At 59.8% G+C, this 15274-nt stretch carries 14 protein-coding genes; 7 read left to right on the top strand and 7 right to left on the bottom strand.

The genetic code is table 11. The features are described 5' to 3' along the window. Positions 1-25 precede the first annotated feature (25 nt). From AB3G88_RS13230 to AB3G88_RS13245, 4 genes are all read right to left on the bottom strand, one after another. A complete protein-coding gene (locus AB3G88_RS13230) occupies positions 26-745 on the bottom strand; it encodes an HNH endonuclease family protein (RefSeq protein ID WP_480454305.1) in 720 nt (239 codons plus the stop codon). Next, positions 742-2013, bottom strand: a complete 1272-nt coding sequence (locus tag AB3G88_RS13235; RefSeq protein WP_480454306.1) for an AAA family ATPase — start codon at positions 2011-2013, stop codon at positions 742-744. The genes AB3G88_RS13230 and AB3G88_RS13235 overlap by 4 nt, the downstream gene beginning before the upstream one ends. Before the next feature lie 99 nt (positions 2014-2112). Further along, positions 2113-3255, bottom strand: coding sequence for a glycerate kinase (locus AB3G88_RS13240; RefSeq protein ID WP_480454308.1), 1143 nt, complete (start codon positions 3253-3255; stop codon positions 2113-2115). A 91-nt stretch (positions 3256-3346) separates the two neighbouring features. Beyond that, on the bottom strand, positions 3347-4453 hold the full coding sequence (locus tag AB3G88_RS13245; protein ID WP_480454309.1) for a sugar diacid recognition domain-containing protein: 1107 nt from the start codon (positions 4451-4453) through the stop codon (positions 3347-3349). Positions 4454-4614: 161 nt separating this feature from the next. On the opposite strand from AB3G88_RS13245, the gene AB3G88_RS13250 reads away from it, so the two are divergent. Further along, positions 4615-5925: an MFS transporter gene (locus AB3G88_RS13250; protein ID WP_480454310.1), complete on the top strand. Its 1311-nt coding sequence runs from the start codon at positions 4615-4617 to the stop codon at positions 5923-5925. A gap of 65 nt (positions 5926-5990) precedes the next feature. Here the strand turns inward: AB3G88_RS13250 and AB3G88_RS13255 are convergent, their stop codons facing one another. Continuing rightward, the gene (locus AB3G88_RS13255; RefSeq protein ID WP_099583024.1) at positions 5991-6695 is read right to left on the bottom strand and encodes an SDR family oxidoreductase; all 705 of its coding nucleotides are present in this window, start codon (positions 6693-6695) and stop codon (positions 5991-5993) included. Between the two features lie 101 nt (positions 6696-6796). Here AB3G88_RS13255 and AB3G88_RS13260 point away from each other — a divergent pair, with 101 nt between their 5' ends. The 3 genes from AB3G88_RS13260 to rarD all read left to right on the top strand — a co-directional run bounded on the left by AB3G88_RS13260 (position 6797) and on the right by rarD (position 9817). Next, positions 6797-7699, top strand: a complete 903-nt coding sequence (locus tag AB3G88_RS13260) for a LysR family transcriptional regulator (RefSeq protein WP_099583025.1) — start codon at positions 6797-6799, stop codon at positions 7697-7699. Positions 7700-7780: 81 nt separating this feature from the next. Further along, positions 7781-8791 carry an aldo/keto reductase gene (locus AB3G88_RS13265; RefSeq protein ID WP_480454311.1) on the top strand — a complete coding sequence of 337 codons (1011 nt, stop codon included), beginning with the start codon at positions 7781-7783 and terminating at the stop codon, positions 8789-8791. 144 nt (positions 8792-8935) lie between these two features. After that, positions 8936-9817, top strand: coding sequence for an EamA family transporter RarD (gene rarD / locus AB3G88_RS13270; RefSeq protein ID WP_250925616.1), 882 nt, complete (start codon positions 8936-8938; stop codon positions 9815-9817). Positions 9818-9871: 54 nt separating this feature from the next. Here the strand turns inward: rarD and hppD are convergent, their stop codons facing one another. Together hppD and AB3G88_RS13280 are read right to left on the bottom strand one after the other, a co-directional pair. Further along, the gene (hppD, locus tag AB3G88_RS13275; RefSeq protein WP_099583027.1) at positions 9872-10948 is read right to left on the bottom strand and encodes a 4-hydroxyphenylpyruvate dioxygenase; all 1077 of its coding nucleotides are present in this window, start codon (positions 10946-10948) and stop codon (positions 9872-9874) included. Between the two features lie 243 nt (positions 10949-11191). Beyond that, positions 11192-12115 (bottom strand): DMT family transporter, encoded by a 924-nt coding sequence (locus tag AB3G88_RS13280; protein ID WP_480454313.1) that lies wholly within the window; start codon positions 12113-12115, stop codon positions 11192-11194. A 76-nt stretch (positions 12116-12191) separates the two neighbouring features. Here AB3G88_RS13280 and AB3G88_RS13285 point away from each other — a divergent pair, with 76 nt between their 5' ends. The 3 genes from AB3G88_RS13285 (at position 12192) to AB3G88_RS13295 (ending at position 15254) form a co-directional block, all read left to right on the top strand. Then, positions 12192-13097: a LysR family transcriptional regulator gene (locus AB3G88_RS13285; RefSeq protein ID WP_480454315.1), complete on the top strand. Its 906-nt coding sequence runs from the start codon at positions 12192-12194 to the stop codon at positions 13095-13097. A gap of 52 nt (positions 13098-13149) precedes the next feature. Continuing rightward, positions 13150-14691, top strand: coding sequence for an EAL domain-containing protein (locus AB3G88_RS13290; protein ID WP_400524501.1), 1542 nt, complete (start codon positions 13150-13152; stop codon positions 14689-14691). Between the two features lie 197 nt (positions 14692-14888). Beyond that, positions 14889-15254, top strand: a complete 366-nt coding sequence (locus AB3G88_RS13295) for a histone-like nucleoid-structuring protein, MvaT/MvaU family (protein ID WP_032885697.1) — start codon at positions 14889-14891, stop codon at positions 15252-15254. Positions 15255-15274: the final 20 nt, after the last annotated feature.

Raw genomic sequence — 15274 nt, forward strand, 5'->3', positions numbered from 1 at the left:
TGTTCGGCGTTGTCGGGGGTAGGCTTCAGGGGCGTGCCTGGCCGCGTACGCGAGCCGCACGCTTTTCGAGTTGCCGTGCGTGACGTTCTGCCTGTTGCTTCAGTGCCTCACAATATTCAGGAAGGCAATGCTGGGCGTCCGGAGTGTCGACTTCATCAGCCATACGCCGGGCGGTGGCTGCTGAAACTGGAGTACCACGAGGTTTCAATCGGCCCTTGATGACGGCGGCTCTGTCGTTGACCAAAGTTGGATGATTGAGCTTGAGAACCTTGATGGTCTGGGCGGCCTCAGGGCTCAGGCCTTCTACATAGCCGTCACTGCTGTATCTGAAATGGCGCTCGACGTTCGCTGTCAGCGGCGAGACAAAAGGCTCGCGGGCCGAGTCATAGTCATCTTTTTCTACTGCACCATAACCGCAGGCAACTTTGGTCTGGCTGGAGGGATAGCACGCCACCAGGTTGTTGTAGGCAACGCTTTGAGCCTTATGGTGCTTTTGTGAGAGAACATGTTCGATATGGCAACTGAATTGCGTGCCTTGACCCTTCACCTTGCATTGCACCGCTGTCGGCAGCCGCCGCAAGGTGTAGGCGCACAAATGAAACTGCTCCTTCAAGAGCGCCTGGCGCACGGCTTCGCTCGGAAAACTGCTGCCTTTTCCATAGTAAAGATTATGGGGTGTATCTCGGTTTTCCCTTTTCCATTCAATCAAGGCCCACGGTTCGGCGCCCTTTTTAATAGATCTCACGCCTCGCCCTCTTCTAGCGAACTCAAAGAGTCAATGCTGGCTTGGGCTTCGAGGACATCGGGGATTTTTCCGACCTGTTCGCGTAACTGGGCAAGGTTGGCTTGGGCGGACTCAAAATTGTCGTCGTCAAGATCACGGTAAATTCTACGCAGTTGCTGACTGACGTTTTGGTTCTGGGCAAATCCTCCCATCAGTTCTTCAATCACCTCTCCGCTGCGAAGACCCAGTGAGCGTTCTGGATGCCCGAGATACTGGCCGTCTTGAAGCAGCATTACGGATTCTGCCGGCAGTTCACCCAGTATTTGCGGGGAATGGGTAGTGATGATGAACTGGCAGTTGGGGAAGGTTTTTTCAAGGTTGGCGACGACGGTGCGTTGCCAGCCGGGGTGGAGATGAAGGTCTAGCTCATCGATTAGAACGACGCCCTTTCCTTCCAACGGTCGCGGCACTTCACGGTTGAGTAATGTAAGTCTACGAGCCAGATCACCGACCATTGCTAAAAGACACTTTTCTCCATCAGAAAGCTGCAAAACGTTGAATTCAAGGTTTCCTTTAAGAACCGTCATTCTCAGCGTTGGTTTACGGCGAATGCGAACGTCCTTAAATCCGGTGAAAGTCTCAATCGCCTCACGAACTGCCGAAAGCTCTGGATCACGATAACCCGGGGAATCGCGGCTGCTTTCGTTCTCCAAATCTTCTTGGTTACGGAACCATATGAAAAACCGCTTAAAGTCTGCTCCTCCATGGCCAAGCGCCTCGTCGTACCCTTCCGCGATAGCGTTGATTAAACGCTCTCGAACACGTAGCGGCACGTCCAAAACAGACCTATGGACATCGTAATAGACAGCTAACGGAAGCTCGACAGGCATCCCTCCTATCAGCTCGTAGTTGAATGCACTGTTTTCCACTGGACCGACGGCCTTGTTCAACCGAGCGAAATCACTACTTTGTTCTTTCGGGTGTTTACCGGCACGTCGGTTCAGCGCAACAGCCCAGTCGACCTCCTGATCACCAAGCGAGGCCACAACCGCTAATCTTGAGTAATCAGATCCTACTTTAATGTCATCTTTAGAAAGCGTTCTGGACTTAGCTGCCTGATCCACAATGCGCGCCGTCAAATTCGAAAGCGTAATCGCCAACGCATCCAGAATCGAAGACTTGCCCACCCCATTGACGCCCACCAAGGCGACAGTCCTCTTGCCCTCGAAATCGAGTTCCATCTTCTCGATGCCGCGGAAATTGACGAGGGTAAAACGCTTGATCTGCATGATCGCCTTCCAACGTGCCCGGCCAGGTCGGCCAGTCTTCAAAGTAAGCACGGATCATAGTAATTATCGACAGATCTGTCACGGCGCTGACGGCTGCGTCTATCGGCCCCGCGCCGCCACCCGCCACAACCGCGCAATATCCGCCGCCCGCTCACGCAGCAAACGCGGTGCCTCACCGCACGCCTGCTCCAGGCTCATGGGGCCGCAAGGCAGGGCGAAGGCAGCGTCGACGCCGTGGGCGTACATCTGTTCATAACCGTCGCCCAGGGTGCCGGCGATGACGATCACGGGTACGCCGTGCTGTTGGGCGATGCGGGCGACGCCGAAGGGGGTTTTACCGCGCAGGGTCTGGGCGTCGAAGCGGCCTTCGCCGGTGATGACCAGGTCGGCGCCGCGTACGACCGCGTCCAGGCCAACCAGTTCGGCGACGACGTCTACACCGGCTCGAAACTGTGCGCCGAGAAAGGCTTTGGCGGCGAAGCCCAGGCCGCCGGCGGCGCCGCTGCCGGGTTCATCGCGCACGTCCTTGGGCAGCACCTTGGCGCAGTGATCGGCGAAGTGGCTGAGGGCGGCGTCCAGCTTCTGGACTTGCTCGGGATTTGCGCCTTTCTGCGGGCCAAAAATCGCTGAAGCGCCGTGGGCACCGCACAGGGGATTGTTGACGTCGGCGGCGATTTCGAAGCGCACCTCGGACAGGCGCGGATCAAGCCGCTCCAGGCTGATATGGGCCAGCTGGGATAAGGCCAGGCCGCCCGGCGCCAGCACCTGGGATTGGGCGTCAGACAGTTGCACGCCCAGCGCCTGCATCGCCCCGGCCCCGCCATCATTGGTGGCACTGCCGCCAATCGCCAGGATGATGCGCTGTGCGCCAGCATCCAACGCGGCGCGGATCAGTTCGCCAGTGCCGTAGGTGCTGCTGATGCAGGCATCGCGCTGCCCTGGCGGGACCAATTGCAGGCCGCTGGCTTCGGCCATTTCAATGATCGCCGTGTGGCTGTCGGCCAACCAGCCCCAGCGCGCATCAACCGTGGCGCCCAACGGCCCGCGTACGGCTTGGCGGCGCAACTCGCCATTGCAGGCCGCGAGTACCGAATCCACCGTTCCTTCACCGCCGTCCGCCATCGGGCACTGGATCAACTGCGCATCCGGCCAGACCTGCGCCAAGCCTTGGGCAATGGCCTGGGCGACGCCTTCGGCACTCAGGCTGTCCTTGAACGAGTCGGGGGCGATGATGATTTTCATGGGCTTTCTCCGGTTTTTATGACGCCCATGCTGCCAGTTGGCACCGGGAATGACGCCGGTCCGATGCACAAGTGCGGGTGGGGTTTGTTGTTCATTCCGACAAAGGCTGGGGCAACAGCTGTACGCCCAGGTACAGGGCAAGCATGCCGTCCAGGGTCAGTGGGTCGACGCCGCTGAGTTCGGCGATGCGCTCCATGCGGTAGCGCAGACTGTTGCGGTGGATGCCCAACGCATCGGCGCAGGCCTGGCTTTGCCCATCGTGGTCGCACCAACTGCGCAGGGTGGCCAGCAGTTGGCCGTTGTTGTCCTTGGCCAGCACCCTGCGCAGGGGGTTGAGCAGTTCGTCGAGCGCGTCGTCGTTGCGATGGCGCCAGAGCATCACCGGCAAGCGATAACGGTTGAGGGTCAGCAACCGCGAATGCGGCAGAACATCGCGGCCGTAGGCCAGCAAGTCACCGACGCGCCGGTAGCAACGGCGCAACCCGGCCAGCCCCTCTGCCTGCCCACCGACGGCCACCCGCAGGACATTCCAGCCTTGGCCTGCGAGTTTTTCGAGCAACCGTGGATTATCCACCTGCACCGCCGCAGGCCGGCACCATAACAGCGAGAACTGCGCCGAGCTGACGCACCAACTGTCCGGATAGCGCGACGTCAGCCAGGCACTCAACGCCTCCGCCGACTGGCCGTCACCCAGTTCGAACAGGTACGGCGTGCGCGCCAGTTGGGGCTTGAGTCCCAACTGTTGAGCTTCATCGACCAGGCGCGGCGAGTCTCCGGTTTCGGCCAGAAGTAAGGCCAACAGATCATCGCAACGCTGGCGTCGCCATTGCTGCTCGGCTTGCTGATGACGGTGGCTGACCAGCATTTCAGCGGTCATGCGTACCAGTTCGGCGTAGGTGCGCAGCAGCTCAGGTTCGCCGGTGATGCCCAGCACACCGATCAAGCGCTGATCGTGCAGCAGCGGCAGGTTGATACCGGGTTGCACGCCCTTGAGGTGCTTGGCGGTCTGGCCGTCGATTTCCACCACGCGACCGTTAGCCAGCACCAGTTGCGCGCCTTCGTGGCGAGTGTTGATCCGCTCGGACTCGCCACTGCCCAGAATCAGGCCCTGGCTGTCCATGACATTGACGTTGTAGGGCAAAATCGCCATGGTCCGATCAACAATGTCCTGCGCCAAGTCATGATCCAACTCGAACATGAGTCTAAATTCCTGAAAAAACATGATTGTTCATCGGCACAGCGCAAAGTATCCGTCACTGTGCGCGAGCACAAAGACAGCACCCCGCTCCGTGGCCGAGACTCGTTGGGCGATCAACGTTACCCTCGCATCGCGAAAAATCATAATAAAGAGAGAACGCCATGTCACAGAGCGCCGCTGCCACACTGGCCACCGATGACGATAAAAACGCCATCTACAAGCGCATTACCCTGCGCCTGATCCCCTTCATTTTCATCTGCTATCTGTTCAACTACCTCGACCGGGTCAACGTTGGCTTTGCCAAGTTGCAGATGCTTGATGCGCTGAAATTCAGTGAAACCGTGTACGGCCTGGGTGCCGGGATTTTCTTCATCGGCTACGTGCTGTGCGGCGTACCGAGCAATCTGGCGCTGACCAGGTTCGGTCCACGGCGCTGGATTGCGTTGATGATGATCGTGTGGGGCACCTTGTCCACGTGCCTGTTGTTTGTCACCACGCCGACGCATTTCTACACCCTGCGCCTGTTCACGGGCGCTGCCGAAGCCGGCTTCTTCCCTGGCGTGGTGCTTTACCTGTCGCAGTGGTTCCCGACCTTCCGCCGTGGCCGGATCATGGCGCTGTTCATGTCGGCGATCCCGGTGTCCGGCTTGCTCGGCAGCCCGTTCTCTGGCTGGATCCTCAACCACTTCGCCGCCGGCCAAGGCGGCTTGGCGGGCTGGCAGTGGATGTTCCTGCTGCAAGGCATCCCCACCGTGATTCTCGGCGCCCTCGCCTTCTTCCTGCTCAGTGACACGTTTGCCCACGCCAAGTGGCTCAAGCCCCACGAGCGCGCAGTGCTGGAAGCCGATCAGGCGACGGACCTGGCCAACAAGCCGAAGACCACCACCGACTCCCTCGCCGAAGTGTTCAAGAACCCGGCGATCTGGGCGTTCGGCCTGATCTACTTCTGTATCCAGAGCGGTGTGTACGCGATCAACTTCTGGCTGCCGTCGATCATCAAGAACCTGGGGTTCAGCGATAACCTGGTGATCGGCTGGCTCAGTGCGATTCCGTATTTGCTGGCGGCGGTGTTTATGCTGCTGGTGGGTCGCTCTGCGGACTTGCGCAAGGAGCGTCGCTGGCACTTGGTGGTGCCGATGCTGATGGGCGCGATTGGGCTGGTAATTGCTGTGAATTTCGCAACCACCCCGGCGATTGCCATCCTTGGCTTGACCATCGCCACCATGGGCGCCCTCACCGGCCTGCCGATGTTCTGGCCAGTGCCGACGGCGATGCTCAGCGCGGGCGCGGCGGCGGGTGGCCTGGCATTGATCAATTCCATGGGGCAGATGGCGGGGTTTCTCAGCCCGTATATCGTTGGCTTTGTGAAGGACGCTACAGGCTCGACCGATATTGCGCTGTACCTGCTGGCGGCGGTGATTGTGGCGGGTAGCTTTCTGGCTCTGCGGATGACACGCACCTTGAAGGCATAACGCGGCGCTTGTGGGAGGGGTCAAGCCCCTCCCACATTGAGTCCTCTGAGTTCTCGCGGTTTTGTCTACAGCAATCCGCCGCCGTCGATGTCGATCACGCTGCCGGTCATATAGCCATTTTCCATGGCCAGTACATACCCCGCCGCCACCTCCTCGGCCTGCCCTACCCGCCCAACCGGCAACGCACCGCCCGCCTTGGCGAACATCGCCAACCGCTGCTCTTCAGCCAACCCCGCATACGCCGGTGTATCAATCACCCCAGGGCTGACCACGTTGACCCGACGCGGTGCCAACTCTTTGGCCAATTGCTTGCCCAGTGCCTCGGTCGCGGCATTGATGCCGACCTTGATAAATTGCCCCGGCACCCACTTACGCCCCAGTTGCCCCGAGGTCAGGCTGATGCTGCCGCGCTCGTCGAGAAACGGCAGCGCCAGTTGGATCGCGCGCAACGCACCCCAGAGTTTCACGTTGAAATTATCCTGGGCCTCGTCCAGATCGGTGTCGATCAAGAGCTTAGCGCGCACCGACGGGCCTGAGGTGTAGACCAGATGGTCAAAGCGCCCGACGCCTTCGAACAGACGTTGCAGGGATGTCGCGTCTGTCACGTCGACCGGTTCGCTGCGCACGCCGTTGTCGCTGCCGGCGGACAAGCGCCGGCCCGCCAGCACCACGTGGGCACCCCGCGCAACCGCCGCCTTGGCCACCGCCGCGCCAATGCCGCTGCTGCCGCCGATCACGATGACGGTTTTACCGCTGAGGGGAGAAGTCATGGGGAGATATCCTGGGTGAGAAAGTGAGCGTTCATCTTCCCAGCTTGGCAATCGACGAAAAATCCCGGTAAAACGACAAGATCTTTAAAGGATTTTTACAAATGAGCTCAATCCTCGACCTTGAAGTCTTTGTGCGCACCGCCGATACGGGCAGCCTGTCCGCTGCCGCACGCGGCCTGGGTTTGACGCCAGCGGCGGCCAGCATCGCCCTCAAACGCCTGGAAACCCGGCTGGGCATTCGCCTGCTGGCGCGCTCCACCCGCAGCATGCGCCTGACCGAGGAAGGCAAGCGCTACCTCGACAGCGTGCGCGAAGCGTTGGCCGCACTGGCCGACGGTGAACAGGCGCTGAGGCAGCACAGCCAAGGGTTGACGGGTTTACTGCAATTAGCCGCACCCTCGGATTTCGGGCGCAATGTGGTGCTGGGCTGGCTGGACGCATTCAAGGTGGAGCACCCGAACATCCGCCTGCAACTGCTGCTCAACGACAGCAATGCCGACCTGTTCCGCGACACCGTCGACATCGCCCTGCGCTTCGGCGTACCTCGCGATTCCAGCTTGGTGGCGCTGCCGGTGGTGCCCGATCACCAGCGTATTGCCTGCGCCAGCCCCGCGTATCTCGCGCGCCATGGCACCCCCACGACACCCACGCAGTTGGCGCAACACAGCACGCTGCGGTACATGCGACAGGGGCGCGCCAACAGTACGTGGTTCTTTCGCCAGGGCAGCGAGCTGCAGGAAGTCGACGTGACCGGCGATTACCTGAGCGACGACGGTGAAATTGTGCGGCGCTGGGCCTTGGCTGGCCACGGCATCGCCTATAAAGCCAACCTGGATATCGCCCGGGATCTCAAGGCAGGTCGCCTGGTGCACCTGTTGCCGGATTGGCAAGGCGAACCCACCCCGTTCAACTTGATGTGCCCCCACCGTCTGCAAGTGTCGGAGCGGGTGAAAGTGCTGCATCGGTTTCTCCAGGTGCGTTGTCAGGCGTTGCTGAGCGAATGAAGAAACATGCCCAGGGCTTGTTCCAGAGCCTCTGAGTCTGGTATTGCATGGAGACCGTCTCACAGCCGCAAGGAGCTATGCATGATTTACCGCACATTGGGCCAGTCCGGTTTGAAGGTCAGCGCGTTGACCCTGGGCACCATGATGTTTGGCGAGCAGACCCCTACCGAGGACTCGCTGCGCATCATCGACAAGGCCTGGGACCAGGGCATCAATTTTATCGACACGGCGGACGTGTACACCGGCGGACGCTCCGAAGAACTGGTCGGCGAAGCCATTGCCCGGCATCGCCAGGATTGGGTGGTGGCGACCAAAGTCGGTTTCGGCCCGCCGGACGGCTTGCCCAACCGCAGTGGCTTGAGCCGCAAACGCATCTTCAATGCGCTCGACGCCAGCCTGACCCGACTCGACACCGATTACCTCGACATCTACTACTTGCACCGCGAAGACCACGACACCCCGTTGGACGTGACGATCTCTGCGATCGGCGACTTGATCCGCCAGGGCAAGGTCCGCTACTGGGGCTTATCCAACTATCGCGGCTGGCGCATTGCCGAGGTGATCCGCGTGGCCGAACGTCTGGGCGTCGACAAACCGGTGATCAGCCAGCCGCTGTACAACATCGTCAACCGTCAGGCCGAGGTCGAGCAGATCACCGCCGCTGCCGCCTACGGCCTGGGCGTAGTGCCGTACAGCCCGCTGGCACGCGGCGTGCTCAGCGGTAAATATGCGCCGGACGTCACGCCAGAACCGGGCAGCCGGGCGGCACGCCAGGACAAGCGCATCCTGGAAACCGAATGGCGCGTGGAGTCGCTGCGCATTGCCCAGCAGATTCAGCAATATACCCAAGGGCGTGGCCTGGGGATTGTGGAGTTTGCCATCGCCTGGGTACTGAACAACTCAGCGGTGAGTTCGGCGATTGTCGGGCCACGTACCGAGGCGCAGTGGGACGCCTACACCGGCGCACTGGACGTGAAAATCACCGCAGAGGATGAGGCTTTTATCGATTCGTTGGTGACACCGGGGCACTCGTCTACGCCAGGCTTCAACGATGTGAGCCACTTTGTCTCGGGGCGCATTGCCCGATCGTAGGTGGTGGATGGCCTCAGGAGTCAAGGACGACTCCGTGGTGTGAGAAAATTCCCCAACATTTGCCCCAAAACAGAGCAGCCGTTTCACGCCGTAAGCACCATAATGCACGCCTCTCTTGTACAAATCGGCTTTCGCGAGGACAGCGTGTCTAAAGGTGTTGTGTTATCGGTCTCGGCCTCGGTGTTGTTTGCCGTGATGTATTACTTCACATCATTGCTCACACCGTTGAGCGGCCTGGAGATTTTCGGCTGGCGCATGCTGCTGACCGTGCCGTGCATGACGGTGTTCATGATCGTCAGCGGCGAATGGCGGCGCGTATTGGAATTGCTGCGGCTACTGGCGGCCAAGCCACGATTGATCGCGGGCGTCGTGCTGTCTTCGGCACTGCTGGGCGTTCAGCTGTGGTTGTTCATGTGGGCACCGCTGAACGGGCGCAGCCTGGATGTGTCGGTGGGTTACTTCCTGCTGCCACTGACCATGGTGCTGACCGGGCGCCTGGTCTGGGGTGAGCAGCTCTCCTACCTGCAAAAAATCGCGGTGTTTTTTGCCGGCCTCGGGGTGCTCAACGAGCTATACCAGGCCGGTGGTTTTTCCTGGGCGACGCTGGTGGTGATCATTGGTTACCCGCTGTACTTCATCGTACGCAAGTACCTCAAGACCGATAACCTGGGCGGGCTCTGGCTGGATATGGCGCTGATGCTGCCGGTGGCCTGGTGGTTCGTGCAAAGCGGCGAGCAGGGGTTTGCGGTGATGGATGTGCACCCGAAACTGTACGCATTGATTCCCATACTGGGCCTGATCAGCGCGTCGGCATTGGTGAGCTACATCATCGCCAGCCGCTTGCTGGCGTTCAGCCTGTTCGGGCTGCTCAGTTATGTCGAGCCGGTGCTGTTGCTGGTGGTGGCACTGCTGTTGGGTGAAGGGATCAAGCCGGGTGAATGGCTGACCTACATTCCGATCTGGATTGCAGTGATGGTGCTGGTGTTCGAAGGCTTCAAACATCTGGTGCGTCAGCGCCGCGCCTGATTCACAGGCGATAAAAAGCCCGGCCGGGGAAACCTCGGCCGGGCTTTTTTACGCTTAATCGGTGGTCAATACACCGCGACGCACCTGGTCACGCTCGATGGACTCGAACAGCGCCTTGAAATTACCTTCGCCAAATCCATCATCACCTTTGCGCTGGATGAATTCGAAGAACACCGGGCCCATCAGGGTTTCCGAGAAGATCTGCAGCAGCAGGCGCTTGTCACCTTCGATGGATGAGCCGTCGAGCAGGATGCCGCGTGCTTGCAACTGGTCCACCGGCTCGCCGTGGTTCGGCAGGCGACCTTCGAGCATTTCGTAGTAGGTGTCCGGCGGCGCGGTCATGAAGCGCATGCCGATCTTCTTCAACGCGTCCCAGGTCTTGACCAGGTCGTCGGTAAGGAATGCCACGTGCTGGATGCCTTCGCCGTTGAACTGCATCAGGAACTCTTCAATCTGACCGGCACCCTTGGACGATTCCTCGTTGAGCGGGATGCGGATCATACCGTCCGGTGCGCTCATGGCCTTGGAAGTCAGCCCGGTGTATTCGCCCTTGATATCGAAGTAGCGCGCCTCGCGGAAGTTGAACAACTTCTCGTAGAAGTTGGCCCAGTAGGCCATGCGCCCGCGATAGACGTTATGGGTCAGGTGGTCGATGACCTTGAGGCCTGCGCCTTGTGGATTGCGTTCCACACCTTCCAGGTAGACAAAATCGATGTCGTAGATCGAGCTGCCTTCACCAAAGCGGTCGATCAGGTACAACGGCGCGCCGCCAATGCCTTTGATTGCCGGCAGGTTCAGCTCCATCGGCCCGGTTTCAATGTGGATTGGTTGGGCGCCCAGCTCCAGTGCGCGGGTATAGGCTTGTTGCGAATCCTTGACCCGGAACGCCATGCCGCACACCGACGGGCCATGCTCCGCCGCGAAATACGAGGCGATGCTGTTGGGTTCGTTGTTGAGGATCAGGTTGATCTCGCCCTGGCGGTACAGGTGCACATTCTTGGAACGGTGGGTCGCGACTTTGCTGAAGCCCATGATCTCGAAGATCGGCTCCAGAGTGCCTGGGGTCGGCGATGCGAATTCGATAAATTCAAAGCCCATCAGGCCCATTGGGTTTTCGTATTGGTCGGCCATGTTCGGCGCCTCATTCTTGTGATTAACGAAGGTCAATTAGCAGCAAGGATGAGGCAGCAAGGTGGCGCACAGGAAAGGCCTCGCACGCTGCGGGCGAGGAAGTCACCAAAGATGAGGGGGGAGCCGAGTCGCTTCATGGTTACATCAGTCTCTGACGGCTGAGGCTTGCGTGAGCGCAAGTCCTTATTCTTGTATGCGTAAATCGATTCTACACAGCGTAACAGTGTTTGTCCGTAGTCTTCATCAAATCCCTATTGCCCCGACCCGTGCAAGGGGTTTGTTGCACAGGTAAATGCCGGACAGAATCACGGCGCCACCGATCAGCATGGGCAAGGTCAACTGCTCACCCAGCAACAAGGCGCCGCACAGCACGGCTGTCAGCGGGTTGAGGGCGATAAATACGCCGGAACGCGTCGGGCCGATCCGGCGGATGCCGTCGTAATAACCGATATAGGCCAGCGCCGAGCCGAGCACGCCCAGGTACAGCAGGCTCAACAACTGTGACAGCCCCAGGCTGGTGAGTGCTTGAACCGTGAAGCTTCCTGATACCGCGGTAGTCGCGGTCAACATCACCGTTCCCAGCAACACCGACCAGGTAACCGTCTGCAGCGGCCCCAGGCTTGCGTTCAGGCCACGGGAAGCCAATGAATATATGCCCCACGCCGCTACACATCCAAGGATCAGCAAGTCACCCCGCCAACTGTCGACGCCTGCCTGCATCAGCCCAGGGTTGCGACTGACAATCACAGCGGCCGCGCCTGCCAGGCACAACGCGATCCCAGCAACCTTGGTGCAACTCAGGTGCTCTTTGAACAGCAACCACGACGCGAGGCCAATCACCGCCGGATTCAAGGCCACGATCAACGACGCCCGTGACGCATTGATGTACTGCAGCCCATAAAAGAAACACAGGTTGTAGAAAAAAATTCCGAAGAAGCCCAGCACCGTCAATTGCGCAAATTGCCGTGGGCTCGGGCGAGCCAGGCGGACGCGCGCGAAGGCCATGAACAGCAGCAATGCCAGGCTCGCCAGGATAAACCGCAGGCTGGCGGCCAGCAGCGGATTGACCTGATCGGCCAGGTAACGCCCGGCGACAAAGGTGCCCCCCCAGATCATGGTGACGGCGGCGAGTTTGCAATAGGTCAGGCGATCCGAAGTAGGGCTCATTGGGTGGGCTCAAGTGGCAGGCGATCTGGGGTATTCTTCTGCTAATGATTAATCATCGTAAAATGAGTGTTCGCTCATGACCCTGACCCAACTTGAAATCTTTTCGCTGGTAGCCGAGCTGCAAGGCTTCACCAGCGCCGCACACCGGCTGGGCATCAGCCAGTCGGCGGTGTCCCACGCCATCAAGGCCTTGGAGCAAGAGCTGGGCGTCGAGCTGTTCCGGCGCCATCAAAGCCTGGTGGAACCGAGCGAAATCGGCCTGCAATTGCTCGGCCGCGCCCGCGCCATGCTGGGTCTGGCCAATACATTGCAACAGGAAGCCGCCGACGCCCGCGGCATGAAGCGCGGCACCCTGCGCATCGGCTCGTTCGGGCCCACGGCGTCGATTCGCCTGCTGCCCGGCATCCTCAGCCAGTTTCGTGCTGCCCATCCGGGGATTGAGGTTCATGTGGACGAAGGCCCCGACCGCCAGGTGCTGCAGTGGCTGGATGAGCGGCGGATCGATGTGGGCTTTGTGGTGCTGGAGCAGGAACGCTTTGACACCTTCGCCTTGTTCGAGGATCAGATGGTTGCGTTGCTGCCCGCCGAGCATCCATTGGCCGCACGCAACACCCTGACCTTGCAGGACCTGTGCGACGATCCGTTCATTCTCACCGAAGCAGGCTCCTCGGAGCTGGTCTCCAGACTCTTCGGTGCGGCCCAATTACGGCCCAGGGTGCGCTATCGCTGCGCCCAACTGCTGAGCACCCTGGAAGCCGTCAGTCGCGGCGACGGGCTGAGCATCGTGGCCGAGGCATCGTTGCCGCAACGGGACGACCCGCGCTATGTAAAACGGCCGTTATCCCCCCGAGTACCGCGCCAGATTGGCCTGGCGGTGCTTGACCGTCGCCAGTCGTCACCCGCCGCCCTGGCGTTTATCGAGATTGCTCAACGCGCTGGCAAGACAAGCAATTGTCCACCGAGCCATCTATTATCGAAATAATACTGACCGGCCTGCCGGCGCATTTCCTACTCCGCAACAGGCTGCAGAACTCATGCCTCTCACCGTCAAAGGCCCGCGAAAGCCATTCGTCCGCTACTCGATCAGCGCCTTGTGTGGGCTCGCGCCGATCCTGCTCGGCGTGGTCATCCTGTATTGGCAAGCCGAACGCACCCTTGAGCAGAGCACGGCGCAAACGGCTGAAGAAGCCGTGCGCCAATTCGACCTGATGCTCGACAACACTGCCCTCGCCGCCCAGGCCTTGCTGCCGTTGGCCGGCCAGCCCTGTGACAACGGCGCGCAATTGGCCCTGCGTGAACAGGTCACACGGCGGCCATTTGTGCGGGCCACGACGTTGTCCTGGCAGAAGAACATCTATTGCAGCTCACTGTTCGGCGGCGACTACGAATCCCCCGTGAACCCGGACGACTATGTGGAGGGTCGACTCTGGCTGATGAATGGCAACCCGGTGACGCCGGATACGGCTTTACTGGTGTACCGACTGGTCGACGGCGACCAAGGTGCGTTTGCGTCGGTTGACGGCTACCACCTGACTAACGCTTTGCGCCTGATCAGCCGCTATGCGCAGTTGGTCCTGCAAGTGGGGCCCAACTGGCTGGATGCCGAGGGCAAGGTTCATTCCTCTGCAGTCCCGCCATTTGCCGTGGCCCATCATCACCTGGCCTCACAGCGCTATGGCTACAGTGTCGACGCCGGCATGCCGGACGGCGAGGTCTGGCGGTACATGCAGGTGCGGTATCGTGCGATTTTCAGCTTGGTCGTGTTCTTTGGCGTGTTGGCAGGCGTGCTCGCCCATTGGCTGCAAAAACGCGCTTCGGCGCCGACCCATGAACTGCGAAGAGCCTTGGGCGCCAATGAGTTCATCCCGTACTTTCAGCCGGTGGTACGCGGCGACAGTCGCGAATGGGCCGGCTGTGAAGTGCTCATGCGCTGGCAGCACCCCAAGGAAGGTTTGGTGCGCCCCGATCTGTTTATCCCACTGGCCGAACATTCCGGCCTGATCGTGCCGATGACCCGCGCCCTGCTGCGCCAGACAGCGGCCCAGTTGGCACCCCATGCGGCGCGGTTAAGCCCGGGTTTCCATATCGGCGTGAACATCACGGCGCGCCATTGCCTCGACCTCACACTGGTGGACGACTGCCGTGAGTTTCTCGCCGCCTTCGCACCGGGCCAGGTAACCTTGGTGCTGGAGCTGACCGAGCGCGAATTGATTGAGCCCACCGATATCACCCGCCGCCTGTTCGACGCCTTGCACCAACTGGGCGTGATGATTGCCATCGATGACTTCGGCACCGGCCACTCCAGCCTGGGTTACTTGCGCAACTTCAATGTGGACTACTTGAAAATCGACCAGAGTTTTGTCGCCATGATTGGCGCAGACGCACTGTCGAGGCATATCTTGGACAGCATCATAGAATTGTCCGGCAAACTGGATCTGGGCATCGTCGCAGAAGGCGTGGAAACGGCTGAACAATGCGAGTACTTGGCCGCTCATGGCGTAGATTTCCTACAGGGCTATCTGTTTGGCAAGCCATTACCCAGCGATGAATTCATTAAAAACCTGGCCAGCCATTGAATAGCCGTGCACTAGCGGCGTTGAAATATGTTAATAAGACAAAAGACATGATTTACTCGCGGCAGATTAACTACTACAATTTTTCTTGCCTGTGCAGAACTCGCAGGACGACGTCCTCTTTGAGTCGCCTTAACGCTATTGGCTAGTAGCTTTGTCTTCAGTTGATATCAGCCAACTACACTATTGGAGTACAGATTTTGTCCAGACTCGCCGAATTTCGCGCAGCAGAAAAAGCCCTTCAAGAGCAGCTTGCCCAGCTGGAATCCCTGAAGAACGATGCTGGCCTGAAGAAAGAAATCGAATTCGAAGAAAAACTTCAAGGGCTGATGAAAACCTACGGCAAGGGCCTGCGCGACATCATCCTGATCCTTGATCCAAACCCGGGCAAGGCCAGTGCTGCTGCAGCCAATGCACCAAAACAACGCCGTGCACGTGTGGTCAAGGTTTACCACAACCCGCACACCGGCGAACTGATCGAAACCAAGGGCGGCAACCACCGCGGCCTCAAGGCCTGGAAAGAACAGTATGGCGCCGCCACTGTAGATTCCTGGCTTCGCGGCTGATTACAGCGCACTAACAAAGA

The organism is Pseudomonas arvensis, from assembly GCF_056688935.1.